The sequence below is a fragment of the Virgibacillus salarius genome (genome assembly GCF_039521925.1).
GTDB lineage: Bacteria > Bacillota > Bacilli > Bacillales > Amphibacillaceae > Virgibacillus > Virgibacillus salarius.
Genome location: NZ_BAAACY010000085.1, coordinates 23,274 through 49,942, shown reverse-complemented (window position 1 = coordinate 49,942; position 26,669 = coordinate 23,274). Strand labels below are relative to the sequence as shown.

The following is a 26,669-nucleotide window of genomic DNA, read 5'->3' as shown; positions in this document are numbered from 1 at the left end:
ACGATGATATAGATCGTTAGGCCTATTTATGTATTAATACATACTTATTTTAGACGGAATTACATATATAAAACTTTACAAATTTTAACGATGGACACATACAAAGGAAAAGCATATAATTGATATATTTAATAATAATATCAATTTAAGGTATAATTTGAAACTTGAGACAGCGAATAAAGGTGATTTGAATGGCAAAAAGCGATATTATGACAATTGATGACATTTTGGAAATGGCTGGTCAGTATTTAACATCAGGAGATACTGATTTTATTCGCCGGGCATATGAATTTGCTGAACAGGCGCATGCCGATCAGTTTCGGAAATCTGGTGAGCCTTATATTATCCATCCAGTTCAAGTGGCAGGGATATTAACGGAACTTGAAATGGATCCAGAAACAATTGCCGGAGGCTTTCTTCATGATGTAGTAGAGGATACGGATGTCACTCTTGAAGCAATTGAAGAAGCATTTAATCATGAGGTCGCTATGCTAGTAGACGGGGTAACTAAATTAGGTAAAATTAAATATAAATCAAAGGAAGCTCTACAAGCAGAGAATCATCGAAAAATGTTTGTAGCAATGGCGAAAGATATTCGAGTCATATTAATAAAATTAGCAGATCGATTGCATAATATGCGAACATTAAAGCACTTACCTCCAGAAAAACAACGAAGGATATCCAATGAAACGTTAGAAATCTTTGCACCATTGGCACATCGACTTGGGATTTCAACTATTAAATGGGAGCTTGAGGATACTGCCTTACGTTATCTAAATCCACAGCAATATTATCGAATTGTACAGCTGATGAAGCAAAAAAGGGATCAGCGAGAATCCTATATTGAAGAAGTGATGGATGAAGTTTCCAATCAACTTAAGGATATGAATATTGATGCAGAATTGTCAGGAAGACCAAAGCATCTATATAGTATTTATCGCAAAATGGTAAAGCAGAATAAGCAATTTAATGAAATATATGACCTACTTGCAGTACGTATTCTTGTTAATAGCATTAAAGATTGCTATGCAGTGTTAGGGATTATTCATACATGCTGGAAGCCAATGCCTGGAAGATTTAAGGATTATATCGCAATGCCAAAGCCCAACCTATATCAATCCCTTCATACAACCGTTATTGGTCCGAAAGGCGACCCTCTTGAAGTGCAAATCCGTACGAAAGAAATGCATGAAATTGCTGAATATGGAATAGCTGCACATTGGGCTTATAAGGAAGGAAAACGAGTTAATAACGACAAAAAATCATTTGAAGAGAAGCTAACGTGGTTTAGAGAAATTTTAGATTGGCAAAATGATACACATGATGCAGAAGAATTTATGGAATCTTTGAAGGTTGATTTATTTTCGGATATGGTATATGTCTTTACACCAAAAGGGGATGTCATTGAACTACCGTCAGGATCCATTCCATTAGATTTTGCCTATAAAATTCACACAGAAATAGGTAATAAAACTATTGGTGCAAAAGTAAATGGGAAGATGGAGCCGCTTGATTATAAACTGAAAAACGGTGACATTATTGAAGTGATGACTTCGAAGCATTCTTATGGTCCGTCGCAGGATTGGTTAAAGATCACACAGACATCGCAAGCTAAAAATAAAATAAAGCAGTTCTTCAAAAAGCAACGTAGAGAAGAAAATATTATAAAAGGAAAAGAAGCGGTTGACAAAGAAATCCGTAACCTATCGATCGAGCCAAAGGATGTTTTGACACAGGATAACCTGCAGCGTATTTATGAAAAGTTTAATTTTTCTAGTGAAGACGATATGTATGCGGCTGTTGGTTATCAAGGGATAACGGCTGCATTAATTGCTACAAGATTAACCGATAAAATAAGGCAATCCAAAGAAAAAGAGCAAGACCTAGCTCAAACTATTGAAGAAGTAAAATCAGAGGTAAAACAATCTAAAGCTCATAAAAGAGATTCTGGTGTTAAGGTAGAAGGAATAGATAACCTTTTGGTTCGATTATCCAAATGCTGTAATCCTGTACCAGGAGACAATATTATTGGCTATATTACCAAAGGTAGAGGCGTTTCTGTGCATCGCACGGATTGTCCAAATGTGCAAACAGAGGAAGCGAAGCAGCGGTTTCTTCATGTTGAATGGGAAAATGATCGTACAGATCAAAAGCAATACCATGTAGATCTTGAAATCTCTGGCTATGATAGACGTGGACTAGTAAATGAAGTATTACAAGCGGTAAACGAAACAAAAACAAATATAACCTATGTAAACGGCAGATCGGATCGCAATAAAATGGCTGTTGTTCAAATCACAATCCTTATTCATAATACGGGGCATCTCCGAAAAATAGTTGAACGTATAAAGCAAATTACTGATGTTTATACAGTAACACGAACGTTACAGTAGACGCTGAACATTCACGAAATAAAATCGCAAAAGGGGTATCAAAAGTGAAAGCAGTCATCCAACGCGCAAAGCAAGCAAGTGTAGCTGTAAACGATGAAATTATTGGAGAAATAGACTTTGGTTTTGTCGTATTACTAGGTATAACGCATGGAGATACGATAGATGATGCGGCTTACTTAGTAAACAAAATTATAAATTTGCGCATTTTTGAAGATGATCATCAAAAAATGAATGTATCTTTAAAAGATGTCGGTGGAAGTATACTATCGATCTCTCAGTTCACCTTATATGGCGATACTCGAAAGGGTAGACGACCAAATTTTATGAATGCAGCAAAACCGAGTGAGGCATCGAAACTCTACCATCAATTCAATGAATTAATTCAACAAGAAGGTATTCAAGTGGAGACAGGCAAATTTGGAGAAATGATGGATGTGCAATTCACGAATTCTGGCCCAGTTACATTAATTATAGACAGTAAAGATAAGTAATCGGAAATGGTTGTATTATTTCAGGCTGTCGAGAAACTTTTTCTCGGCAGTTATTTTTATAGTCTAGGACATTAAAAGATTTAGCCCATATGGATAAATACGGGCGTGTTGAGCCACGTCTAGTGTCCAGAAACTAGGCGACTTCACGAATTGCCCTACGATGAATCATTATCGGCTCGCAAGCTCACCTTTATCTCCGTTGACTCGCTTGCGCTTTTGTTCTATGGGATATTAGCTTTGTTCAAGCTTCAAAGAATGTAAAAGCGTCCTAAAACAGTTTTACAAAGTTTATACATCATATCCATAAAAGAAGGAGCAGGAAAACAAGCAGCCATGTCAGTAGCTTGTCCGGACGAAAAGAAGGTTATCTCCTATACTTGCCTGTCTAAGCTATGCGAAAGAGCGTTATGGCATGCTATTGTGTTATCCTTACAAGAGGTTCAGTCAAGGAAAAACTTGTAGTTTTTATCGTGTATATAACTGGCAGTAAGTTCCCCACTTCAAGCAATAAAGTGAAATCAATCTTAGTAAGTAGGAAATCGACTGCCAGTCTAGTTGGCTTAAGGGACTCTAGGTCATACCCTTGTGGTACTAACAATCCATGAAGGATAAACAAACTCGGATTGAAGTTTCACTTTGTTAGCTGATTGCGATAGCTATTTACTTGCAAAATATTTTGCGAGACCATTAACTATTCCTGATACCAACTCTTTTTGATATATAGTTGTTCGGAGTGAGGATTCTTGTTCAGGGTTGGAAATAAACCCAAGCTCTACTAGAACAGATGCTTGTAAATTCTGCCGAAGCACTAAGAAGTCACCATGGGTTGTTCCTCGGTCTTTCGAGTCTGTAGCTTTTATCAACTCTGATTGGATAGAAGCTGCTAATTGATTATTTGCTTCCTGGTAGTAATATGACTCAATTCCGGTAACCTCGGGCAATTCAGGCACACTGTTATAGTGAATGCTTATAAATACATCTGTCTTCACCATATTGCTAAAGCTGACTCTACTACCTAATGATACGAACTCATCACGTGGTCTTGTTATTCTTACATCAGAACCAAGTATGGTTAGCTCTTGTGCTAATTCTTGTGCTGTTAAAAAAGCAATATCTTTCTCAAAGATATTTGATGAACCAATAGCCCCAACATCTCTACCTCCGTGTCCAGCATCAATCACAATCGTTTTATTCTTGAACGTACTTGAAGAGGGTACTTCTACTTTGTCAATAAGTGGTTTATATACATATCCATGAATGTTCTTGTTCTGTATTTCATACCATTGTCCTTCTACAGAAATAACTTGAAAGGAGCTACCTTTTTCAGCAAAATATGCAATCTTATACTCTGTTGAAGGTCCGTTACGAATTTGTGTATGGTCATTGGGGATCGTTATGGATTCTGGGGGTGTATCAACTGTAGACTGCTCATTATTCTCTATAATGCTTAAATATGTCTCGATAATCCAGCCTGTGTCATTCTCTAATTGAACTTGAATCCATTCTCCTTGTCGCTGTATAATGGAAAAAGTATCATTGGTTCCGGCTTGTCCAATCGTTTGATAATTGGTTCCCGGACCATTTCGAATGTTAACATTATCGCCTTTGATGATAGCTGTGTCAGCATAGCTAACCATTAGAGTTAAAAATAACCAAATCATGATGGAACAAACCGTTATACGAACTTTACGTAAATACATAACAACCTCCTTGTTATGTTTTACTTTAGTATAATAAAAACACTCTTTCTAGGCAAAGCTAATGGTAATGGATAGGAGGAGTGTAGATGATGCGATCGGCAGATAAACAATGGCATTCACATCACCAAAATGAAGTGTTCGGTGTGAATCTCCATAAGTTTATGGAGATGGAAGGGCATGCAAATCACATGGAAATTGCTCAGGAATTAGGCATTTCTTTAGGAGAAGTAAAAATGTTAAAGAAAAAAATAACTCGTGCTTGACAGAAGTAGTTGGAAAGATTAATATAATATACATTCATGATTACGAATTCGATAGTTAAAAAATATGCCGATGAGGGAAAAAGTAATTGAAACCCAATTGGATAGAGAGAAAATGCCTTAGGCTGAAAGCATTTTTACAGTTGGTCCAATGAAAGACATTCCTGAGGTTTTATATCGAAATAATAGTAGATATAAACGTTTTGCAGGCGTTAACTGTGTAAAGCGGATGTATGTAATACATCAACTAGGGTGGCAACGCGGGTAAACTCTCGTCCCTTATTTTATTATAAGGGTCGGGAGTTTTTATATTTTAAAGAGGACTTGTATATACATAGTCATCACAAAGCAAAAATTAAAAGCAGGGGGTTTTGGTATGAGTTATAAAGCACCTAGGGGAACAGCTGATGTTCTACCACAGGATGCAAGTAAATGGCAGTTTATCGAACGAAAAATAAAAGAGGTATGTAATAGATACCACTTTCATGAAATACGGACACCCTTGTTTGAACATACAGAAGTATTTCAACGTGGTGTTGGTGATTCAACAGATATTGTGCAAAAAGAAATGTATACATTCGAAGACCGTGGTGGTAGAAGTATAACACTTCGTCCTGAAGGAACTGCCTCTGTTGTTCGTTCATTTGTTGAAAATAAGCTGTTTGGTTCAGCTAACCAACCAGTAAAATTGTATTATTTTGCGCAAATGTTTCGTTATGAACGACCACAAAAAGGCCGCATGCGCCAATTACATCAATTCGGAGTGGAAGTACTTGGAAGTGCTGATCCTGCAATTGATGCAGAAGTTATCGATTTGGCTATGAGTTGTTATAGAGAAATGGGATTGAAATCATTAAAGTTAGTAATCAACTCTTTAGGTGATAAAGAAAGTCGAACTGCTCATCGTCAAGCATTAATTGATCACTTTACTCCACATAAAGAGGAGCTATGTGGCGATTGTCAATTACGATTAGAAAAGAATCCATTACGTGTATTGGATTGTAAGAAAGATCGCGAGCACCCATCTATGAAAACAGCTCCATCAATCTTAGAATATTTGAATGATGAATCAACAGATTATTTTAATCAAGTGAAAGAATATTTAACGCTAATGGGTATTGAATTTGAAGTGGATAAAAATATGGTCCGTGGTCTTGATTATTATAATCACACGACATTTGAAATTATGAGTGAAGCGGAGGGATTTGGCGCTATTACTACTTTGGCTGGTGGCGGCAGATATCATGGTCTGGTTGAAGAGCTAGGTGGACCTGCAACACCTGGTATTGGTTTTGGAATGGGACTTGAACGCCTATTAATGGCTCTTGAAGTAGAAGAAAAAGAAATACCTGTAGATGATACATTGGATTGCTATCTAGTTGCAGTTGGAGAAAAACCTGAAAAAGAAGCTGTACGTATTATGCACAATCTTCGTAAGCAAGGTATTCAAGTAGATAAGGATTATCAAGGGAAGAAAATGAAAGGGCAATTTAAGGCGGCTGATCGTTATCAAGCAAAATATGTATTAATTTTGGGAGAGGATGAGCTCCAACAACAGCATATCGCTGTTCGCGAAATGCGCACAGGTAATCAAGAGAATGTTCCACTGGCAGAGTTGGAAGATGTTATAAAGGAAAAGCTTTGAGGAGGAAATAGTAATGAGTGAACATCAACGTATAATGGCAGGAACGCTTGGAGAAGCAAATGTCGGTGAAACGGTATTATTAAAGGGATGGGTGCAAAAGCGTCGTGACTTAGGCGGTTTAATCTTTGTTGATCTTCGTGATAAATCAGGTATTGTACAAATTGTATTTAACCCTGATCATTCGGCGGCAGCTATGGAAATTGCCGAAACAATTCGAAGTGAATATGTGGTAGAGGTAAAAGGGAAAGTAGTAAAACGGGACGTTTCAACGGTTAATCCATTAATGACTACTGGTACCATTGAAATAATTGTTGCAGAAATTTCCATTTTAAATAAGGCAAAAACACCGCCTTTTACGATCCAGGATGAGACTGATGTTGCAGAGGATCTGCGCTTAAAATACCGTTACATTGATTTAAGACGCAAACCTCTGCAGGAAACATTTAAACTTCGTCATCAAACAACACAAGCGGTACGTAACTTCCTTAACCAACGTGATTTTTTGGAAATGGAAACACCTATTCTGACAAAAAGTACACCAGAAGGTGCTAGGGATTATTTAGTACCAAGTCGTGTTCATGATGGGGAATTTTATGCATTACCTCAATCACCTCAGTTATTTAAACAGCTCATTATGATGGGCGGATTTGAGAGGTATTACCAAATTGCTCGTTGCTTCCGAGATGAGGATTTACGAGCTGATCGACAGCCTGAATTTACTCAGATTGATATTGAAACATCGTTTCTATCAAGCGATGAAATTATGCAGATGACTGAGGAAATGATGAAATATGTGATGAAGGAAGTAAAAGGTATAGATATCTCCTTACCGCTACCAAGAATGGCGTATGATGAAGCAATGTCTCGATATGGTTCAGATAAGCCAGACACAAGATTTGGTATGGAATTAATTCATGTATCAGAGGTGCTTAAAGATTCAACCTTTAAGGTTTTCCAAAGTGCCATTGAATCTGGAGGTAGCGTTGCTTTATTAAATGTAAAAGAGCAGGCCGCAAATTATTCAAGAAAAGATATTGATAAACTAACAGATTTTGTTAAGGTGTATGGAGCTAAAGGACTTGCATGGCTAAAAGTGGAAGGCGCGGATGTCAAAGGTCCGATTGCTAAATTTATTTCGGAAGATGAAAAAGCGGAGTTATTAGCAAATGCAAGTGCAGAAGACGGCGATTTACTGTTGTTTGTAGCTGATAAAAGCAATGTAGTTCATGACAGCTTAGGTGCACTTCGATTGAAGTTAGGGAAGGAACTAAAATTAATTGATGAATCAGCATTTCATTTTCTTTGGGTAACAGATTGGCCGCTATTAGAATATGATGAGGAGTTAGAAAGATATTTTGCAGCACATCATCCGTTTACTTCTCCAGCAGAGGCTGATATAGATAAATTAAAATCTGACCCAGCTAGTGTTCGAGCAAATGCATATGATCTTGTTCTCAACGGCTTTGAATTAGGTGGAGGTTCGATTAGGATTCATAAAACAGACCTACAGAAGGAAATGTTTGATGTATTAGGTTTTTCTGAAGAAGAAGCAAAAGAACAATTTGGATTTTTATTTGAAGCACTTGAATATGGAACTCCTCCCCATGGCGGTGTTGCATTAGGGCTAGACCGAATTGTTATGCTATTAGCAGGAAGAACGAATCTTAGAGATACGATTTTGTTTCCAAAGACTGCATCTGCTTCCGATTTGTTAACAAATGCACCAAGTGAAGTAGAAAAAGTACAGTTAGATGAATTATCCATCCAGTTAAACCGTAAAGATAAGTAATTGAAAGCTATCTCATTATTGCTTTTTGAAGAATACACGTGTTAAAATAATATCAAAGCTTATGCAAGGTTCGATGAATAATAGTATTTAACGCAATCCTGATGTGTGCGTCCATGAAAAGTGTTTTGACCGAACAACTGTATACTTGGGAGTTCGAAGTAGTTCCTATGTTGCGTACGTGCCTTGAATTAGGAAGTACAATAAATATAGGACAGAGCACCCACCTGCCGTGAGCGGGATCAAAGCTTCATACTGGACGGCACGATCGGGATTGTGTAAAAAACCCTAAATTGCAAAAAGGATTACCTCCTTTGGCAATTTAGGGTTTTTTGCTAGCAAGATAGACGGAATCTGTTAATTTGACCCTTGTGCTAATTGCTGCAAGTTTCCGTTTTTATCCATGCGAAATGCCGGTGCAGGCATGGAACCTTGATCATCCAAAACGGTCATTTTACGTGCTCTTTCCATAATTTGAATAAATGCTTGATAGTCCTCTTGAATAGTAGACAACTGTGTTTTAGTTTGTTCTAATTCTTTATTCAATGTATCTACTTGTTCTCTTAATTTTTTATTCTCGTTTTCCACTTGCTCAAGATTTGCTTTTGATTGGTTGGAAGAAATTGTTTGTTTTTTAACGTCCTTTAAATAGCGTATTACCATATCCATTGTCATCGATGAATCAGCTTGTACAGCTGGGACGTCGTTTTGCTGTGTATCTTCCTCTTGTACGTGATTCTGAGGTAAAGAAACTACAGGCTTTCTGATTGTTTGGCCGCTTTTAGCCATGGCACGCTTCTTCTCTTTACGTTGACGCTTTGCCAGATCAATAGCATTCACATATTTCATCCGAATCTCAGCATTCCAGCGAAAGCCGCATGCTGCTGATGTACGGTTCAATTTATCACCGACTTCTTCAAAAGCATTTAATTGGGTGCTCCCCTCTCTGATATGGCGTAATACGGTTTCAGCCAATAATAAATCATCTTCATGTGACCATGCGTCTTGTCTTACCTTTACCATTATGTTCAACTCCTTTAGTAATAACAGCTTCAATAAATAATAGATTTAGCTTTACATTCATTGTTACCGCAGGAGGTTTATCTTATACGTCAAATCTTTTTATCTTGTTGTATTTTTTCATAAACTTGTTTCATAGCCTGTTCAAATTTACCTGTCGCTTTTGGATGATAATACTGTTTATTTTTTATAGAATTAGGTAAGTACTGCTGATCAATCCACCCATTATCATAATTATGGGGGTATTTGTATTCATTGCCCCTGCCTAATGACTTCGCACCTTGATAATGTGAATCTTTTAGATGTAACGGAATATCACCGCTCTTACCCTGGCGAATATCTGCCAAAGCTGCATCAAGTGCTTTATATGCGGTATTGGATTTAGGGGACAAACACAATTCTACAATAGCTACTGCAAGTGGTATTCTTGCCTCAGGAAAGCCTAATCGCTCTGCGGCCTGTACGGCATAAATTGCTCGAGGACCAGCTTGTGGGTTTGCAAGCCCAATATCTTCATACGCTGTTACGATCATTCGTCGAGCAATACTATCTAGATCACCAGCCTCAATTAATCTACCTAAATAGTGAAGGGCAGCATCAACGTCACTACCACGAATTGACTTTTGAAAAGCAGAAAGTACATCGTAATGAGCGTCTCCATCCTTATCATGTGAAAAGCTCTTTTTTTGCATACACTCTTCAGCGGTATCTAAAGCAATAGCAATCTCATGCTGTTCGTTTTCAGGGGTTGATGAAACTGCTAGTTCCAGTCCATTCAGTGCAGCGCGCATATCACCGTTTGCACTTCTAGCGAAATGCTCGAGTGCATCATCAGAAAGCTTTACTTGCTGCTTACCCAGCCCGTTTTCTTGATCTGCTATTGCTCGATTGATCGCTTGTTTCACATGCTCTGTTGTTAAGGGCTGCAATTCGAATAAATGACACCGGCTACGAATAGCGGGATTAATGGAATGATAAGGATTACTAGTGGTACAACCAATCAGAATGATAAGATTGCTCTCTAAATGAGGCAGCAGAAAATCTTGTTTTCCTTTATCTAAACGATGAACTTCATCGAGTATGAGCACAACCTGACCTAACATTTTAGCTTCTTCGACAACGATCTCCATATCTTTCTTTTTATCTGTCACTGCATTCAGTGATTTAACCGTCTTTCCTAAACTTTTTGCTAGAGCAAATGCCATGGACGTCTTACCAGTTCCCGGTGGCCCGAATAAAATCATCGATGCTAATCGCTCAGCAGTTACCATACGTCGAATGATTTTACCTTCCCCAACTAAGTGCTCTTGTCCAATAATCTCGTCAATATGTCCGGGTCTCATACGAAATGCAAGTGGTTTTAATTTCATTTATACCTTCCTTTATAATATAATAAAACATTGTTTCAAGAAGATTGTTCATAAAGAGATATGCGAGGTAGCATGATTAAAATAGAAGTAATGCTACGATATAATGATTACATACACTACCATACAATTCAATTCGATAACATGCATGAAGAATGCGTTCCATGCTATAATATCATGTATTAGTATTAATGGAACGTAATTTAAATTGAGGTGTAATAAATGAAGATTTCTACAAAGGGAAGATATGGATTAACAATTATGATTCATTTAGCTAAGCAGCATGGAAAAGGACCGACTTCTTTAAAACAAATAGCTAAAGAGAATAACTTATCGGAACATTATTTAGAGCAGCTTGCTAGCCCACTACGTAATGCAGGGTTAATAAAAAGTATTCGTGGTGCTTATGGTGGTTATATATTAGCGAAAGAACCAATTGATATAAAAGCTGGTGACATTATTCGGGTATTAGAAGGCCCTATTACACCTGTAGAGGGAATAGAGGATGAAGAACCTGCCAAGCAGGCGCTTTGGCTACGAATTCGTGATGCTGTTAAGGATGTCTTAGATACCACGACTTTAAAGGATTTATCCGAACATAATAATGAACAGCCGCAAGAAGCATATATGTTCTATATTTAATGCAAGCAGGAAGGAAAGATAAACATGGAACAAATTTATTTAGATCATGCAGCAACAACGCCGATTCATCAAGATGTCTTGGATACCATGTATAACGTAGAAAAAGAAGTGTTTGGTAATCCATCAAGTGTTCATTCATTTGGTAGGAAAGCAAGGCACCTGCTTGATGAAGCAAGACTCGTAATGGCTAGAAGTATACAAGCTAAGGAAAGAGAAATTGTTTTTACAAGTGGGGGAACGGAAGCTGATAATCTTGCATTAATAGGTGCTGCTTTAGGTAATCGAGATAAAGGTAACCATATTATTACGACAGTACAAGAGCATCATGCTGTCCTGCATACCATTGAGAAATTAGAAGCAGAGGGTTTTAGCGTGACCTATTTACCTGTTGATCAAGATGGTTTGGTTTCTACAGAAGATGTACGACGTGCACTAACGGATGAAACTATTTTAGTTTCGATAATGTTTGTAAATAATGAAACTGGGGTTATTCAGCCGATCCAAGAGATTGGACAATTGCTACACGAACACCAGGCTTATTTTCATACGGATGCTGTCCAGGCTTATGGACTAATCGATATTGACGTAAATTTGCTAGGCATTGATCTGCTGACAGTATCTTCACATAAAATAAATGGACCTAAAGGGATAGGTTTTTTATATGTTCAAGAGAATGTACAGCTTCAGTCTTTACAATTTGGCGGTGAGCAAGAAAGAAAACGTCGGGCTGGGACAGAAAATATTGCTGGCATAGTTGGATTTCAAAAAGCCGTTGAGCTTGCTATGGAAAATAAAGTTGAACGTAATGAATTGTATAGCTCCTATAAAAATCTGTTTCTTCGCCTGTTAGAAGAAAATGGTGTTGAGTTTCAAGTAAATGGGGATGTTAAGTCCACGATTGCATCGATTGTTAATATTAGCTTTCCAGGTACAAAAGTAGAAGCGCTTTTGACGAATTTTGATTTAGAAGGCATAGCTGCTTCAAGTGGTAGTGCTTGTACAGCGGGATCTGTAGAGCCTTCTCATGTATTAACAGCGATGTTTGGTAAAGAACATGAATGTACAACAAACTCAATTCGGTTTAGCTTTGGAATTTTCAATACAGAGGAAAATGTAGAGCAAGCTGCATTACGTGTTGCAAAAATTGTGAAGCGATTAGCTCGTTAAAAAGGATGGATAAATCATGAAAAGTAATAAGGACACAAGAGTTGTAGTTGGAATGAGTGGAGGCGTTGATTCTTCCGTTGCTGCTCTATTATTAAAACAACAAGGATATGATGTAGTCGGAATCTTTATGAAAAACTGGGATGATACAGATGAATTTGGTGTTTGTACGGCGACAGAAGATTTTGATGATGTTGTACGTGTCTGTAATCAATTGGAAATTCCTTATTATGCGGTTAATTTCGAAAAGCAATATTGGGATAAGGTATTTACGTATTTTCTAGATGAATATAAAGCAGGAAGAACACCAAATCCAGACGTAATGTGTAATAAAGAGATTAAATTTAAAGCATTCTTAGAGCATGCCATGTCTCTAGGTGCAGATTATTTAGCAACAGGGCATTATGCACAAGTCCGATCTCAAAATGATAGATACGAAATGCTTCGTGGAGTGGATGACAATAAGGATCAAACCTATTTTTTAAATCAATTAACCGAAGATATTTTGGGGAAAGTGATGTTTCCACTTGGGCATCTACCAAAATCAGAAGTTAGAAAAATAGCTAAAGAGCATGGATTAGCAACTGCTGAAAAGAAAGATAGCACAGGAATTTGCTTTATTGGAGAACGAAACTTCAAAACGTTTCTAAGTGAATATTTACCTGCACAGCCAGGACAAATGCAAACGTTAGAAGGGGAAGTGAAAGGAAAACATGATGGTCTTATGTATTACACAATCGGTCAACGGCAAGGACTGGGAATCGGTGGAGCTGGAGACCCGTGGTTTGTCGTAGGTAAAAATCTAGAAGATAACGTCCTTTATGTGGAGCAAGGCTATGCAAATGACAAGCTATATTCAGATGCTCTTATTGCATCAGATGTGAATTGGATTCATGCGGATAAAGTGGAGGAGAGTTTTACTTGTACAGCTAAATTCCGCTACCGTCAACAAGATAGTGAAGTAAAGGTAACCATTTTGGATGATGACCATGTCAGGGTTGACTTTATGGAAAGCCAACGGGCTATTACCCCAGGTCAAGCTGTCGTATTTTACAATGGAGATGTTTGCCTTGGTGGAGGAACAATTGATGAGATTAGAAAAGCGGACCATAGATTAGATTATGTTGGTTAATAAGGAGTTTTACTATGGATAAGAACAAACAAGCAATAGCGCACATGCAGGAGAATAAATTCGAAGAGGCTGCTGCATTGTTTACAGAAGTAATCGAAGAAAATCCAAACGACCCAGTTGGTTACATCAACTTTGGGAACTTGCTATTTCATGTCAATGATCTTCCTAGAGCACAGCGCTTTTTTGAGAAAGCGATCGAGTTGGATGAGCACGCAGCAACAGCTTACTATGGATTAGGTAATCTATTTTATGAGCAAGCACTCTACCCTAAAGCACAAGAAAACTTTCAGAAAGCTGTAGAGCTGGGCTTAGAGGAAGCAGACGTTTATTTTTTACTAGGAATGACTTTTCAACACCAGGAGCATTATAAATTAGCTCTTCCGTATTTATTACGAGCTACAGAGCTAGACCCAGAAGATGCTGATAGCTTGTTTCAATATGGATTAACGTTGGCACAGAGCGATCATTTAAAAGATGCAGAAGAAATCTTTCGAAAAGTATTAACAATAGAGACTAATCACAGTGATGCTAATTACAACCTAGGTGTTATTGCCCTATTTGAAGATCGGTTAGAGCAGGCATTAGCGTTCTTTGAAGAAGCGTTACGCATTCAACCTGAGCATGTCTTAGCTGCAAATGGCAAGGAAAAAACAGAGGGATTGTTGAAGAAGTAAGAAAATAGTGGAGTGTTTGAGATGGAACGAGACAAATATGCAGTGGAGGATCAAGGGTATATCAAAGGGGAACTTGTTTATACTATTTTTCACAATCAAGCTGAGCAGTTTTCGATTGCAAAAATTAAAGTACTGGAAACGAATGAAGCATTTAAAGAGAAAGATATTGTCATAAAAGGATATTTTTCAAATCTGCAAGAGGAAACTAGCTACTATTTTTATGGAACGTTTGAAAAGCATCCTCGTTTCGGCACTCAATATAACGTAACTTCTTATCAGACGTTTATTCCTAATTCGAAGGATGGGCTTGTTGCTTATCTTTCGAGTGATCTCTTTTACGGTGTAGGCAAGAAAACGGCGGAGAAGATCGTTGATCAACTTGGTGAAAACGCAATTACAAAGATTATAAACGATCCTAAGGCTCTAGCTAATGTAGCAGGATTAAAGCAAGCAACAGCAGAATCTTTGCGGACTGCGCTTCAAGAGAATCAAGGATTTGAACATGTTGCTGTCTATTTAGCTAATTATCATATTGGTCTGAAAATGGCACAAAAAATATATCAGAATTATAAGGATGAAGCTATCCATTTGATTGAGGAGGATCCTTATCAGTTTGTATTTGATATTGAGGGATTTGGGTTTCGGACAGCGGATGAAATAGCAAACCAAATGGGACTTTCTACGTCGCATCCGAATCGAATTGGAGCAGGGTGTATTTATGTGTTACAACGATCTGTTCAAGATGGCCATGTGTTTTTGCCTATGGATAAGTGTATAAATTTGGTAATGGAGCTGCTAGCAACAATAGACCTTTCTGAAGTTATTATTACAGAACGCTTAACAGAATTGAATCGTGATAAAACGATTATTATTCAGGATGGTCATGTCTATCTACCTTCTTTGTATTATGCAGAAGATGGATTTAGTACACATATTAAAAGAATTCTAACAAAGCCAATTGAACATCAAACCCCGATGGCTGAATTAATGAAGATAATCGGTGACATCGAGGAGTCCGAAGTTCTATCGTACGGAAAAGAGCAATTCACTGCGATTAATCAGTCGATTCATTCAAAACTCATGATCTTAACAGGTGGTCCTGGTACGGGAAAGACTACTGTAGTGAAAGGAATATTAAATGCGTACGCTACGATTCATCAATTATCCCTAAACCCGAAAGATTATGATAATGAGCATGAATTCCCGTTTATTTTAACTGCTCCTACTGGAAGAGCAGCGAAACGATTAACAGAATCTGCCGGCCTTCCTGCACAAACCATTCATCGATTACTAGGTTGGGATGGTAATAGTGGTTTTGATAAAAATGAACATGAACCATTAGCTGGTAGATTTTTAATTATTGATGAATTTTCAATGGTCGATAGTTGGTTAGCTAATCATCTATTTAAGGCTATTCCTGATGATATGCAAGTATTAATTGTTGGAGATGAGGATCAGTTACCATCTGTAGGACCTGGTCAGGTGTTATCAGATTTACTTGGAAGTGATTGCATACCGTTTGTACGTCTTACAGAAGTTTATCGTCAAAAAGAAGGTTCGAGAATTATTCAAATTGCTCATGAGATTAAAAATGACGCTCCAGTTCAATTACAAAATGATCAAGACTTTAGCTTTATTCCTTGTAATGAGCTGCAAATGGTGGATGTGATTACGAAAATATTTACAAAAGCTATGGATAAGGGGTTTGATGTTCGAGATGTACAAGTGTTAGCTCCTATGTATCGATCGGAAGCTGGTATCACGAAAATAAATCAAGCTTTACAGCAAATCATCAATCCGAAGACAGAGCAAAAAAGAGAAGTGAAAACACAGGATGCTGTGTATCGTAAGGGTGATAAGGTTATTCAGCTGGTAAATCAACCTGAAGACGGTGTTTATAATGGAGATATAGGTGAAGTAGTTGCGATTTTTCGAGAAGAAGAAAATACTGAAAATGTGGAGCAGCTTGTTATTGCTTATGATGATAAAGAAGTCGTCTATGAGCCGAAGGATTACCGAAATATCATGCATGCTTACTGTATTTCTATACATAAATCACAAGGTAGTGAATTTCCAATTGTCATATTACCTGTAGTCAGAACCTATCATCGGATGCTAAAAAAGAACCTTCTTTATACTGCAATTACGAGAAGCAAACAATCATTAATTATTTGTGGAGAACAGCAGGCGTTTGTAAAAGGAGTAACAACAGTTGATACAAATCAGCGCTATACCAGCCTAAAGGAGAGTCTTATCGCTAAATTAGACAGCAAAGTGATTGAACCTGAAGTGGAGGATGAGGACCAGCTTTCACCATACGATTTCATGTGACAAAACGTATATTTTTGGTTAATTTGGGTTAGCATGAGAGTAAGATTTGAGACAGAAGGAGCTCTATAGATAATGCGATGCCCAAATTGCCGTGGTAAGGATATTGGAAAGATAGGCACACAACAGTTTTATTGCTGGAATTGCTTTATTGAAATGTCAGTAATCAATGATAAATTAACTGTCCATCAGGTTGAGGCAGATGGATCGTTAAGTTCACTTAACGATCTATTCAGTGAAGACGAAAGAACGATCTATGAAAATCCTTAACTATGCTGATAATTACTTCAGTAGGATGAAGTGTCATCATGTTTAAAAACAATAAGCGTTTGAACTTCCTTTACTGGTTATTGATTGGCATTTTTCTATTCCTTTTCATTTTCTTACTGATAAAACTGTTTCCATTTTACAAAACAGTTTTTTTATTTCTATGGCATCTCTTAGCTCCATTTCTTATTTCCTGTCTTATAGCGTATTTATTATATCCAGTGGTAAATAAACTCCATAGCTATAATATTCCAAGGGGAATAGCTGTTTTACTCATCTATTTGTTATTTTTTGGAGGTACCGCATATTTAATCTATCGTGTCTACCCGATGATCGTCACGCAAGTTAGAGAGCTTAATGAACAACTGCCTCAATTCATTAATATGTATGAAAAACTGATATACCAAATGTACGAATATACATCATTTTTACCAGAAACCGTTCATGATAAATTTGATCACTTAATCGCGAGGGTAGAAAATGGCTTGGATCGATTACTCGCAAGACTTGTAAACGGATTTACAAAAGTATTCGATTTTATTATTTTTATTACGGTTATTCCTGTATTAGTGTTTTACTTTTTAAAGGATTATGACAAAATTAAGGCTTATTTTAAGCGGTTTATACCAAAGAAATATCGTAGTCAATCAAGTAAAATGGTCCATGCTATTGATGAAACGTTAGGTGATTACATTCGTGGTCAATTACTCGTCTGCCTATTTGTAAGCCTAACCTCACTTATTATTTTTAAGCTACTTGGAATGGATTTTGCTTTGCTACTTGCTATTCTTATGGGGATTACAAATCTAATCCCATATTTTGGCCCAATTATTGGAGCAGCACCTGCTGTAGCGATTGCCCTTACAGTCTCAGGGAAATTAGTTATATTTGTAATAGTAGCTGTATTTATTATTCAATTAATTGAGAGTAACCTATTGTCCCCATACATTGTTGGAAAAAGTATTAATATACACCCAATAGCAATCATCTTTGCTTTATTACTGGGTGGACAGCTTTTTGGAATTGTTGGCATGATTATAGCTGTACCAACGATGACGATTGCAAAAGTAATTATTAAGCATGTCATTCACTGGAGACAATTTCGTAGCAAGGAGCAAGAGGGGTAATTTGGAGTAGTATTTTAACCTGCATATAACTGAAGTCCCCCACTTCAAGAAACAAAGTGAAACCAATATGGGTAAGTGGGGATCGACTGCCAGTAAATGTCCGATTGGTTTGACTAACAATCAGTGGGAGAAAAACCAAATCCCTACTTATTGAATTTTCACTTTATAAGCAGGGATTCCTAAAAAACGTATCATTTTTAGTTTAGCAAGCTAGAAATGGTACGTTTTGTTGTGGGTAAAAAAGAGAAATTATATCGAAAACATTATCGAAATGCAACTCGTACTGCTAAATGGAAAAAACGATTATAAATACCTAGTATAAAAATGAGATAACTTATTTGCTTCATTTAATAGGTTAAAAGTACGAGAAAAATATTTAGAATTCAAGATGTTTAATGATTTCATGAAATAAGTAACAAAAATGCTAACTTTAGAACCGTTTTGTATATAGACACAAAATTGACATGATCAAACAAAGTATGAAAAGATGGAATAAAGTCCCAGATAAAGAATAGGTCTAAGAATGCTGGAGTCAAAGCGTAAAGCAATTATTTTATTTCTTATCGCACTAGTATTAGCAGTAGTATCTGGTCTTTAAAATGAAATTTCGAATCTGGCAAGTCTGGGTTATCAAAAGTTAATACAAATAACAACTTTATCTCAGTTAATCCTGCGTTTGTTTATTGTATTATTCGTTAATAGATTTTTTCAATTCTTCAACTTGTTTTACACTAATATTCTTTAACTCTTCATCTATTTCCTTTCGTTTCTTGTTAAATGAGTCTAATTGATTACTATTTATGATTTCTTCATTTTTTAAATCAATAGCGACTTTGGATAAGTTGTTAAACAATCGAGTGATTTTTCTATCCCTTTCATTTGTAACTTTGTGGATATCGAAGCTATTTGTAACTTCTTTTTAATTAGCATCACTTAAAGCTTTCAACCGAATTAATGGGGTTCTTATTACACAATCGGCTGCAAACGAATATGTAAAAGTATATTCTATTACCAAAAACGCTGGGAGTGCCAGAGATGCCGCGAATGATATATTAGCTACGACAGGGAGTTACTTACAAAAAAATTCGATAAGTAGTTCTGGAAATAAAGAATTTACTGCAAAGGTTAAAGTCAATATCCGGATGGTATTTTTACCTAAGGAAATATTCGGATATCATGTACCTTCCATTCCATATACAGCAAGTGCACATGGTAGGGTGATAGAATGAAGCAGTTTATCCAACAAGAAGAAGGGAACATAGCTTTATTCGTTTTAGGTATGTTAAGTATTATTATGATCCTGTTTTTGCTAGTAGTAAATATGGGAGGCGTTTTAGCCACGAAAGAAAAATCTAGTACGACGGTTCAACAAGCAAGCATGGCAGGATCTAGTATAATCTATGAGGAAGTACAGAAAATCATTGAAACGTATGAGTATGAGACGTTAGAAGGAGAGCTGCTTAGCTTCTTTGAAGATTTTGATGAAAATCTTCAAGAACGAACTGAGCAATTAGCAAGTAGAAATTATTATCGTGATTGGTCAGCAAATGAAATACATCTAGAAGCGTTGGACCAAGTAGTGAATGAAGCTTTACAACATGAAATGATAAGACCAAAACTGATAGAGTTACTCCAAGATGTAGATATTGAAAGTCAAGTGGTTGCAAAGGTTAAAGAGATTATTATTGATAACGGTGGCGTATTAGAAAATGCGAAATTAAAGATCAGTGAAGACCGTCTATTTGTAAGGGCAGCAAATGAAATAGAGGCAGTGTCCTATGATGGATAATTTAAAAGAGAATGTGTACCAAGAATCAGCTGGTCCAAAAATTGATTTTATTAACGTTGTGTGGGATTGGAGCACGGAGGTATCATTAGACCAACCATTCTAAATGGTATAGTTACGTATTATAACGAAATATTATCCAGTAGGGATCTGTTTTAATGAAGTAAAGAGGTGACAAATTGATTTTTATATTGTTAGTTATAATTTTATATAGTGTCCCGTTTATTTGGGTGCTTTGGTCATTTATAAACGTAAAAAATAATAAAAGGGAAAAGGTGAAATGGAAGTATCCTATCCTCCTTTTTCTGTTATTAATCTTGTTATCGATAATTGGAAATGTCTATCTATCTTCCACTTATACGATTCCTTTCTTGCAAACCTCGATGGAAAGTATGATCTGGCTAATCGTAGCAGCTGTGTTTTTAGGAATCATTGCCCTTATTAATGTATTTGTAACATTATCATTACGGAATAAAAATGTTTCTAAGCAATTTCATAATCCGAGAGTGATATGGAAATTAATTGGTGGGATGGCACTGTTTTTAGGATTCCTGTTTATTTGGTTTATGCCCTTTGGACAAAAGCTATCATATGTGATGGCTTTAGAGCAAGCAATGAATGCAACAGAAAATGCTAATGGTTCAGAAGAAATTACACTTTCACTAGTTAAATCAGAAAGTAATTGTCTTACAAAAAGAAATTGTTCGAATGAACAGTTTCACAATGTGATTTATGTGAAGAACAATATGGATGAGCCAAAAGAAATACAAATCAAGATACGCGCACTAGACAAGGATCAACAAGAATTAAAAGTTATTGACTCGAAGATCATGGAGGTCGGTGCGAATGAGTTACAAATGGTAAAAACGGAGGAAACCAATCAACAATCAAGTATATGGAATCAATATTCTTTTCAAACTGATGATAGGATGTATTATTTTCAACATCAATTTCGCTATAGGGAAATAGAATAAGCAATATATCTGTGTATTACATCAAGAGAAGGTGTAAGAAGTTTTTATGTCAGAAAAAAGCTGGAGAAGGTTCTATCTGTATTTAATGTTATTTATCTATATCATTTATGCACCTATATCAATTATTGAATGGCTCTCAGAATCAGGAGGTTTTCCTTTTACTGCAATTATAGTAGGTATAGCGCTGCCTTTATCCGAAAAATCACCTAGAGGGATTAAAGGAAATTTCAAAGAAAGATTCTGTCTCATAGGTATGCATCGGCGTTGACATTCCGCTCGATGTTTTTTATAATTACGCTAACAACTATACATGTAGAATACGTTGAAAGTTTTGAGTACATGACAATCGCTTTTAAGAGAAGGATTTCCGTTGGCTGAAAGAAATCCTAAGGTAGAATCATGGAAAGCTAAGCTGGAGTACGGTTAATTCCCGTCGGTGTCATACCGTTATAATGATAAAGTGATGAACAATAGTTCATAATTAGGGTGGTACCGCGATCAAATCTCGTCCCTGCAAATGCAGAGAAGGGATTTTTTTATTGTCTAGGTAATTGTAAAATTTGAACCTGTGGATAAAAATGGGCGTGTTGAGCTGTTCCAGCGGAGGCGACTTCACGAATTGCCCTAATCTAAGTTATCATCGGCTTGCATGTACACCGTGATTCCTTTATCTCCGTTGACTCGCTTCAGTTCGCTACGTTTCTAATCGGGCGCTTGCGCTTTTATTCTTTTCAGGAAATAAATAATCCATTTACTGCGCTCAGTTAGTCTTTCCTGACGAAAAAGTGATGTCAATGATTAATGACTTGATGTTCTATTCAACTATTTTTAGATTGGGAGGAAGTTTAAGATGAAACAATTATCATCAGCAGAAGTTAGGCAAATGTTTTTAGATTTCTTTAAAGAAAAAGGCCATCGTGTTGAGCCAAGTGCTTCTCTAGTTCCGAAGGATGATCCGACGCTACTATGGATCAACAGTGGTGTTGCAACATTAAAAAAATATTTTGATGGTCGGGTAATCCCTGATAATCCTCGAATCGTAAATGCCCAAAAATCAATTCGTACGAATGATATAGAAAATGTCGGTTTTACCGCAAGACATCATACGTTCTTTGAAATGCTCGGTAACTTTTCAATAGGTGACTACTTTAAAAAAGAAGCTATCGATTGGGCTTGGGAATTTCTAACGAGTGATCAATGGATTGGGTTTGATCAAGAACGTTTATCCGTTACAGTGCATCCAGAGGATGATGAGGCCTATGATATATGGTTAAAGAATATAGGTATTCCAAAGGAAAGAATTATTCGTTTAGAAGAGAATTTTTGGGATATTGGTGAAGGCCCAAGTGGACCGAATACAGAAATCTTTTATGATCGTGGCGAACACTATGGAAACGATCCAAGTGATCCTGAACTTTATCCTGGGGGAGAAAACGAAAGATACTTGGAAATATGGAACCTTGTCTTCTCCCAGTTTAATCATAATCCAGATGACACGTACACGCCTTTACCTAAAAAGAATATAGATACTGGTATGGGCTTAGAACGGATGGTATGTGTCATTCAAGACGCACCAACAAACTTTGAAACAGACCTATTTATGCCAATTATTAAAAAGACAGAAGAGTTAGCCTCTACAAAGTATGGAGCTAGTCAAGAAGGAGATACAGCTTTTAAAGTGATTGCTGATCATATTCGTACGGTTAGCTTTGCGGTAGGAGATGGTGCTGTTCCTTCGAATGAAGGAAGAGGTTATGTATTAAGAAGATTAATTAGAAGAGCTGTTCGATTTGCCAAAGAAATTGGTATTGAAAAGCCGTTCATGTATGAATTAGTAGATACGGTAGCAGACATTATGAAGGATTTCTACCATGAAGTAGTGAAGAAAAAAGAATTTATTAAAAATATGGTGAAAGTGGAAGAAGAGCGGTTTCATGAGACACTGCACGATGGCTTAGAAATATTAACAGCAATCTTGAACAGCGAAAAGGAGAAAGGAAGCACCTTATTCCCAGGAGTGGAAGTATTTCGCTTATATGATACCTATGGGTTCCCTAAAGAATTAACAGAGGAATATGTGGAAGCACAAGGTTTTACGATTGATGAAGAAGGTTTCCAACGAGAAATGGAAAAACAACGTGAGCGTGCACGTAACGCTCGACAAAAAGTTGATTCTATGCAAGTACAAGATGCTGTTTTCAGTGAGATTAATATCGATAGTGCGTTTGTAGGGTATACCCAAATGGAAGTAGATACTTCCATTGTGGCAATGATTGCTGGTAATGAACAGGTGGAAGTAGCAGAAGCAGGTGACGACATATATGTATTCCTAGAGCAAACACCATTCTATGCCGAAAGTGGCGGGCAAATTGCTGACAAAGGTTTCATTTCTACCGAGCAAGCTACTGCATATGTAAAAGACGTACAAAAATCGCCAATTGGGCAGCATATTCATCGTGTAAGCATTCAACAAGGTTCTTTACGTATAGGAGAAGCGGTTCATGCCATAGTTGAAAAGTCGGCTCGCTCTTTTATTGTCAAAAACCATACAGCAACTCATTTATTACATCAGGCATTAAAGGATGTGCTTGGTAGTCATGTTAATCAAGCTGGATCACTTGTTACGCATGAACGCCTCCGATTTGATTTCTCTCATTTTAATGCTGTAACCAAAGCTGAGCTACAACAAATTGAAGAAATTGTTAATACAAAGATATGGGAGGCAATGTCCCTAGTCATTACCAATGAAAATATTGAGGATGCTAAAAAAATGGGAGCAATGGCCTTATTCGGCGAGAAGTATGGCGATGTAGTTCGAGTAGTTAGAATTGGTGATTATAGTTTAGAGCTTTGTGGTGGCTGTCACGTTGTGAATACATCTGAAATTGGTCTATTCAAGATCGTTTCGGAAAGTGGAATCGGAGCTGGAACAAGAAGAATTGAGGCTGTTACTAGTAAAGAAGCCTATCAATATTTAGCAAATAAGGTAGGTCTATTACAGCAATCTGCTCAATTAGTTAAATCGAAAGAGGAAGCACTTCCAGAAAGAATAGAGGGCTTATTTCAGGATATTAAAGAGTTGCAGAAGGAAAAAGAATCACTTCGTGCAAAACTTGCAAATGTAGAAGCTTCTTCAATTTTAGATAATGTACAAAACATTGAAGGTATCTCTTTATTAAGTGAAAAAGTCGATGTAAATGATATGAATCAGTTGCGAAATATGCTGGATGACTTAAAACAAAAACTAGAATCTGGAATTATTCTATTAGCAATAGAGAATAACGGAAAGGTTCAATTAGCAGCAGGAGTTTCAAAAGACTTAATGGAACAAGGATTCCATGCAGGGAAATTAATTAAACAGGCTGCGCATGCTTGTGGCGGTGGCGGAGGAGGTCGTCCAGACATGGCCCAAGCAGGAGGTAAGGATCCATCCAAAATTGATCAAGCCTTAAATGCAGCTAAAGAATATATTTTAGAGCATATGAATAGCAACTAATTTGAATATCATCTAGTGAAAAAGATATAATTAATTCTATAATCATGTTAAGATAATAGAAGAAGCTTACATTCGGTTTAGCAGATGGCTTTACCAAATGATTCTAAGATCGAGGTGTCACGATGAGTTCAATTGATAAAACGATGAAATTTAATTTTTCGGAAGAGCCTTTTGACCAGGATATTAAGGAAATACTTTTCACAGTGCATGCAGCTTTAAAGGAAAAAGGGTATAATCCGATAAATCAGATTGTAGGTTACTTGCTTTCTGGTGATCCTGCTTATATTCCAAGGTACAATGACGCACGTAACTTAATTCGTAAAATCGAACGTGACGAAGTAATTGAAGAGCTTGTCAAGTTCTATTTAGAACAACAGCAAAAGGAAAATAAATGAAAGTAATGGGATTAGATGTAGGATCCAAAACAATAGGTGTTGCTGTTAGTGATGCCTTTGGTTGGACTGCACAAGGAATAAAAACAATCAAATGGAACGAAGAAGAGATTACCTCTGCCGATGAAGCATTAAAATCCATTATAGTAGAACATCAAGTTGGGAAAGCTATTGTTGGACTTCCGAAGAATATGAATGGTACGATCGGAGAGCGTGGAGAAGCATCTAAGCTCTACGCAGAGCATCTAGAAAAAGTCCACGGAATTGAAACAGTGCTATGGGATGAGCGTTTAACTACGATGGCTGCTGAAAGAGTTCTACTAGAAGCGGATATGAGTAGAAAGAAACGTAAGAAAGTCATTGATAAGATGGCAGCTGTAATGATTCTACAAAATTATTTAGACCAGAAATAAAGGAGTGAAAGAATGGCACTTGAGGAAAAGGAACGAATTATAATACCTGATGAAAATGGAGAAGAACATTTATTTGAAGTTCTGTTTACCTTTGATGTGGATGAGACAAGTCAATCCTATATCGCAGTTATTCCTGTAGAGCAATCAGAGGATGAGGAAGTCGAAGTTTATGCATTCCGTTACGAAGAAAAGGAAAAAGATGATGACGATTTATCGCTGTTTCCAATTGAATCTGATAAAGAATGGGAAATGGTTGAAGAAATGCTTCATACACTAGCAGATCAAGAAAATGAGGCATAGGGTTATCTCAAAAAATGAAAAGCTGATGTCGAAATACGGCATCAGCTTTTTGTTTTTTGCATAAAATTAATGGAATATAACATCGAATTTTAGTATAATATACCGGATGAGAGGGGGATAACTATGTCCAAAGAGAAAAAGAATGGTAATTTTAGGGACAACCTCATTGCTCGAAGCGAAGAAGCCAAGACAGTGCGTAAGATTGTGTCAATTATTATTATCGCATTACTTTTAATTTTGATTATTGGTGGCTTATCTGGTTTTTTGTACGTCAAGTCAGCCCTAAAACCAGTTGATCCAGATAGCAAGGAAGAGATAAAAGTAACAATTCCAATTGGTTCATCATCTTCAGAGATTGCTTCTTTATTAGAAGAAAAGGGGGTTATTAAAAATGCCCTTATATTTCGTTTTTACATAAAATTTAATAATGAATCAGATTTTCAAGCTGGAAAATACACATTCACGCCAGATATGGAATTAGATGAAATAATTGAATCACTGAAAAATGGAAAGATTATGGCTGAAGCAGTTCATACAATTACCATTCCAGAAGGAAAAACCATTGAGCAAATGGCAGGAATCTTTGCAAAGAAAATGAGTTTTTCGAAAGAAGATTTTTTGAAGAAAGTAGACGACAAAGATTATATTAGTCAGTTAATCAAAAGATATCCATCTATATTGTCAGAGGAAATTCTAAATACTGAGATTCGTCATCCATTAGAAGGGTATTTATTTGCATCAACATATGATTTCTATGAAGAGAAGCCAAGCGTAGAAGCAGTTATCAATGAAATGTTGAAGAAAACAGATGCTGTGTTATCCGATTATTTAAACGAAATTAGTGAAACTGATTATTCGGTTCATGAAGCTGTTACCTTTGCCTCGGTTGTTGAAAAAGAAGCGAGCACTGCAAAACAGCGGAAAAAAATTGCCGGTGTGTTTTATAATCGTATAGAGGAAGGAATGAAGCTACAAACAGATCCAACCGTATTGTACGCTTTAGGAAAACATAAGGATCGTGTATTATATGAGGATTTAGAAGTAGAGTCTCCTTATAACACTTACTATGCGGAGGGCTTACCGATTGGGCCAATTGGAAGCTATGCCGAAAGCTCCTTAAAGGCAGTGCTTAATCCAGAGCAATCAGATTTCTTATATTTCCTCCATGATGGAGAAGGAAATATTTATTATGCAAAAACATTAGATGAACATAATGAAAATAAACAGAAGTATATCGATTAAAGTCTCATCCCCCTATCTCATAAGCTGAGAAGGGGGATGCTTCCGATATATTTACCCTTCATTTAATTTA

Annotated in this window: 22 protein-coding genes, 1 other RNA gene and 2 other annotated features; of the genes, 20 read left to right on the top strand and 3 right to left on the bottom strand. The window is 36.7% G+C overall.

The genetic code is table 11. The annotated features are described in order from the left end of the window. The first annotated feature begins 191 nt into the window (after positions 1-191). Positions 192-2,393 (top strand): RelA/SpoT family protein, encoded by a 2,202-nt coding sequence (locus tag ABDZ84_RS11295; protein WP_121605368.1) that lies wholly within the window; start codon positions 192-194, stop codon positions 2,391-2,393. A 44-nt stretch (positions 2,394-2,437) separates the two neighbouring features. Then, positions 2,438-2,884: a D-aminoacyl-tRNA deacylase gene (gene dtd / locus ABDZ84_RS11290; protein ID WP_026681252.1), complete on the top strand. Its 447-nt coding sequence runs from the start codon at positions 2,438-2,440 to the stop codon at positions 2,882-2,884. Positions 2,885-3,540: 656 nt separating this feature from the next. Here dtd and ABDZ84_RS11285 read toward each other — a convergent pair. Beyond that, on the bottom strand, positions 3,541-4,584 hold the full coding sequence (locus ABDZ84_RS11285) for an N-acetylmuramoyl-L-alanine amidase family protein (protein ID WP_343781512.1): 1,044 nt from the start codon (positions 4,582-4,584) through the stop codon (positions 3,541-3,543). An 86-nt stretch (positions 4,585-4,670) separates the two neighbouring features. Here ABDZ84_RS11285 and ABDZ84_RS11280 point away from each other — a divergent pair, with 86 nt between their 5' ends. From ABDZ84_RS11280 to ssrS, 4 genes are all read left to right on the top strand, one after another. Then, entirely contained in the window at positions 4,671-4,847 is a 177-nt protein-coding gene (locus tag ABDZ84_RS11280) for a hypothetical protein (protein ID WP_162986289.1), read from the top strand. A 61-nt stretch (positions 4,848-4,908) separates the two neighbouring features. Further along, positions 4,909-5,127, top strand: a binding site (T-box leader). Between the two features lie 93 nt (positions 5,128-5,220). After that, positions 5,221-6,489 carry a histidine--tRNA ligase gene (hisS, locus tag ABDZ84_RS11275; RefSeq protein ID WP_026681250.1) on the top strand — a complete coding sequence of 423 codons (1,269 nt, stop codon included), beginning with the start codon at positions 5,221-5,223 and terminating at the stop codon, positions 6,487-6,489. Positions 6,490-6,502: 13 nt separating this feature from the next. Further along, complete coding sequence (gene aspS, locus ABDZ84_RS11270; protein WP_026681249.1) at positions 6,503-8,278, top strand: aspartate--tRNA ligase; 1,776 nt, start codon at positions 6,503-6,505, stop codon at positions 8,276-8,278. 92 nt (positions 8,279-8,370) lie between these two features. Next, positions 8,371-8,554, top strand: a non-coding RNA gene (gene ssrS, locus ABDZ84_RS11265) — 6S RNA. A gap of 78 nt (positions 8,555-8,632) precedes the next feature. On the opposite strand, the gene ABDZ84_RS11260 is transcribed toward ssrS, so the two are convergent. Both ABDZ84_RS11260 and ABDZ84_RS11255 read right to left on the bottom strand, forming a co-directional pair. Then, positions 8,633-9,298 carry an RsfA family transcriptional regulator gene (locus ABDZ84_RS11260; protein ID WP_026681248.1) on the bottom strand — a complete coding sequence of 222 codons (666 nt, stop codon included), beginning with the start codon at positions 9,296-9,298 and terminating at the stop codon, positions 8,633-8,635. 89 nt (positions 9,299-9,387) lie between these two features. Beyond that, the gene (locus ABDZ84_RS11255; RefSeq protein ID WP_121605365.1) at positions 9,388-10,665 is read right to left on the bottom strand and encodes a replication-associated recombination protein A; all 1,278 of its coding nucleotides are present in this window, start codon (positions 10,663-10,665) and stop codon (positions 9,388-9,390) included. Between the two features lie 219 nt (positions 10,666-10,884). On the opposite strand from ABDZ84_RS11255, the gene cymR reads away from it, so the two are divergent. From cymR to mltG, 14 genes are all read left to right on the top strand, one after another. Continuing rightward, entirely contained in the window at positions 10,885-11,304 is a 420-nt protein-coding gene (gene cymR, locus ABDZ84_RS11250; RefSeq protein ID WP_026681246.1) for a cysteine metabolism transcriptional regulator CymR, read from the top strand. Positions 11,305-11,328: 24 nt separating this feature from the next. Further along, positions 11,329-12,471, top strand: a complete 1,143-nt coding sequence (locus ABDZ84_RS11245) for a cysteine desulfurase family protein (RefSeq protein ID WP_026681245.1) — start codon at positions 11,329-11,331, stop codon at positions 12,469-12,471. 16 nt (positions 12,472-12,487) lie between these two features. Further along, positions 12,488-13,600, top strand: a complete 1,113-nt coding sequence (mnmA, locus tag ABDZ84_RS11240) for a tRNA 2-thiouridine(34) synthase MnmA (protein ID WP_026681244.1) — start codon at positions 12,488-12,490, stop codon at positions 13,598-13,600. 14 nt (positions 13,601-13,614) lie between these two features. Next, entirely contained in the window at positions 13,615-14,274 is a 660-nt protein-coding gene (locus ABDZ84_RS11235; protein ID WP_026681243.1) for a tetratricopeptide repeat protein, read from the top strand. Positions 14,275-14,295: 21 nt separating this feature from the next. Beyond that, on the top strand, positions 14,296-16,605 hold the full coding sequence (recD2, locus tag ABDZ84_RS11230; RefSeq protein ID WP_026681242.1) for an SF1B family DNA helicase RecD2: 2,310 nt from the start codon (positions 14,296-14,298) through the stop codon (positions 16,603-16,605). Positions 16,606-16,677: 72 nt separating this feature from the next. After that, entirely contained in the window at positions 16,678-16,872 is a 195-nt protein-coding gene (locus ABDZ84_RS11225; protein WP_034678985.1) for a hypothetical protein, read from the top strand. Between the two features lie 38 nt (positions 16,873-16,910). Beyond that, positions 16,911-17,996, top strand: coding sequence for an AI-2E family transporter (locus ABDZ84_RS11220; protein WP_026681240.1), 1,086 nt, complete (start codon positions 16,911-16,913; stop codon positions 17,994-17,996). 1,225 nt (positions 17,997-19,221) lie between these two features. Continuing rightward, positions 19,222-19,785, top strand: a complete 564-nt coding sequence (locus ABDZ84_RS11215) for a Tad domain-containing protein (RefSeq protein ID WP_026681238.1) — start codon at positions 19,222-19,224, stop codon at positions 19,783-19,785. Positions 19,786-19,961: 176 nt separating this feature from the next. Next, a complete protein-coding gene (locus ABDZ84_RS11210) occupies positions 19,962-20,756 on the top strand; it encodes a hypothetical protein (RefSeq protein WP_281948940.1) in 795 nt (264 codons plus the stop codon). Between the two features lie 313 nt (positions 20,757-21,069). After that, positions 21,070-21,272, top strand: a binding site (T-box leader). A gap of 334 nt (positions 21,273-21,606) precedes the next feature. Then, positions 21,607-24,252, top strand: a complete 2,646-nt coding sequence (alaS, locus tag ABDZ84_RS11205; RefSeq protein WP_121605363.1) for an alanine--tRNA ligase — start codon at positions 21,607-21,609, stop codon at positions 24,250-24,252. Between the two features lie 122 nt (positions 24,253-24,374). Continuing rightward, positions 24,375-24,647, top strand: a complete 273-nt coding sequence (locus tag ABDZ84_RS11200; protein ID WP_026681233.1) for an IreB family regulatory phosphoprotein — start codon at positions 24,375-24,377, stop codon at positions 24,645-24,647. After that, positions 24,644-25,057: a Holliday junction resolvase RuvX gene (ruvX, locus tag ABDZ84_RS11195; protein ID WP_026681232.1), complete on the top strand. Its 414-nt coding sequence runs from the start codon at positions 24,644-24,646 to the stop codon at positions 25,055-25,057. The genes ABDZ84_RS11200 and ruvX overlap by 4 nt, the downstream gene beginning before the upstream one ends. A gap of 12 nt (positions 25,058-25,069) precedes the next feature. Continuing rightward, positions 25,070-25,357 (top strand): DUF1292 domain-containing protein, encoded by a 288-nt coding sequence (locus ABDZ84_RS11190; RefSeq protein ID WP_026681231.1) that lies wholly within the window; start codon positions 25,070-25,072, stop codon positions 25,355-25,357. A 123-nt stretch (positions 25,358-25,480) separates the two neighbouring features. Next, positions 25,481-26,599 carry an endolytic transglycosylase MltG gene (mltG, locus tag ABDZ84_RS11185; protein WP_026681230.1) on the top strand — a complete coding sequence of 373 codons (1,119 nt, stop codon included), beginning with the start codon at positions 25,481-25,483 and terminating at the stop codon, positions 26,597-26,599. Positions 26,600-26,669 lie beyond the last annotated feature (70 nt).

Bases quoted from the DNA above. Each gene is read 5' to 3' on its own strand.
- ABDZ84_RS11295 (WP_121605368.1), top strand. From the start codon at position 192: ATGGCAAAAAGCGATATTATGACAATTGATGACATTTTGGAAATGGCT.
- ABDZ84_RS11285 (WP_343781512.1), bottom strand. From the start codon at position 4,584: ATGTATTTACGTAAAGTTCGTATAACGGTTTGTTCCATCATGATTTGG.
- ABDZ84_RS11280 (WP_162986289.1), top strand. From the start codon at position 4,671: ATGATGCGATCGGCAGATAAACAATGGCATTCACATCACCAAAATGAA.
- hisS (WP_026681250.1), top strand. From the start codon at position 5,221: ATGAGTTATAAAGCACCTAGGGGAACAGCTGATGTTCTACCACAGGAT.
- aspS (WP_026681249.1), top strand. From the start codon at position 6,503: ATGAGTGAACATCAACGTATAATGGCAGGAACGCTTGGAGAAGCAAAT.
- ABDZ84_RS11260 (WP_026681248.1), bottom strand. From the start codon at position 9,298: ATGGTAAAGGTAAGACAAGACGCATGGTCACATGAAGATGATTTATTA.
- ABDZ84_RS11255 (WP_121605365.1), bottom strand. From the start codon at position 10,665: ATGAAATTAAAACCACTTGCATTTCGTATGAGACCCGGACATATTGAC.
- cymR (WP_026681246.1), top strand. From the start codon at position 10,885: ATGAAGATTTCTACAAAGGGAAGATATGGATTAACAATTATGATTCAT.
- ABDZ84_RS11245 (WP_026681245.1), top strand. From the start codon at position 11,329: ATGGAACAAATTTATTTAGATCATGCAGCAACAACGCCGATTCATCAA.
- mnmA (WP_026681244.1), top strand. From the start codon at position 12,488: ATGAAAAGTAATAAGGACACAAGAGTTGTAGTTGGAATGAGTGGAGGC.
- ABDZ84_RS11235 (WP_026681243.1), top strand. From the start codon at position 13,615: ATGGATAAGAACAAACAAGCAATAGCGCACATGCAGGAGAATAAATTC.
- recD2 (WP_026681242.1), top strand. From the start codon at position 14,296: ATGGAACGAGACAAATATGCAGTGGAGGATCAAGGGTATATCAAAGGG.
- ABDZ84_RS11225 (WP_034678985.1), top strand. From the start codon at position 16,678: ATGCGATGCCCAAATTGCCGTGGTAAGGATATTGGAAAGATAGGCACA.
- ABDZ84_RS11220 (WP_026681240.1), top strand. From the start codon at position 16,911: ATGTTTAAAAACAATAAGCGTTTGAACTTCCTTTACTGGTTATTGATT.
- ABDZ84_RS11215 (WP_026681238.1), top strand. From the start codon at position 19,222: ATGAAGCAGTTTATCCAACAAGAAGAAGGGAACATAGCTTTATTCGTT.
- alaS (WP_121605363.1), top strand. From the start codon at position 21,607: ATGAAACAATTATCATCAGCAGAAGTTAGGCAAATGTTTTTAGATTTC.
- ABDZ84_RS11200 (WP_026681233.1), top strand. From the start codon at position 24,375: ATGAGTTCAATTGATAAAACGATGAAATTTAATTTTTCGGAAGAGCCT.
- ruvX (WP_026681232.1), top strand. From the start codon at position 24,644: ATGAAAGTAATGGGATTAGATGTAGGATCCAAAACAATAGGTGTTGCT.
- ABDZ84_RS11190 (WP_026681231.1), top strand. From the start codon at position 25,070: ATGGCACTTGAGGAAAAGGAACGAATTATAATACCTGATGAAAATGGA.
- mltG (WP_026681230.1), top strand. From the start codon at position 25,481: ATGTCCAAAGAGAAAAAGAATGGTAATTTTAGGGACAACCTCATTGCT.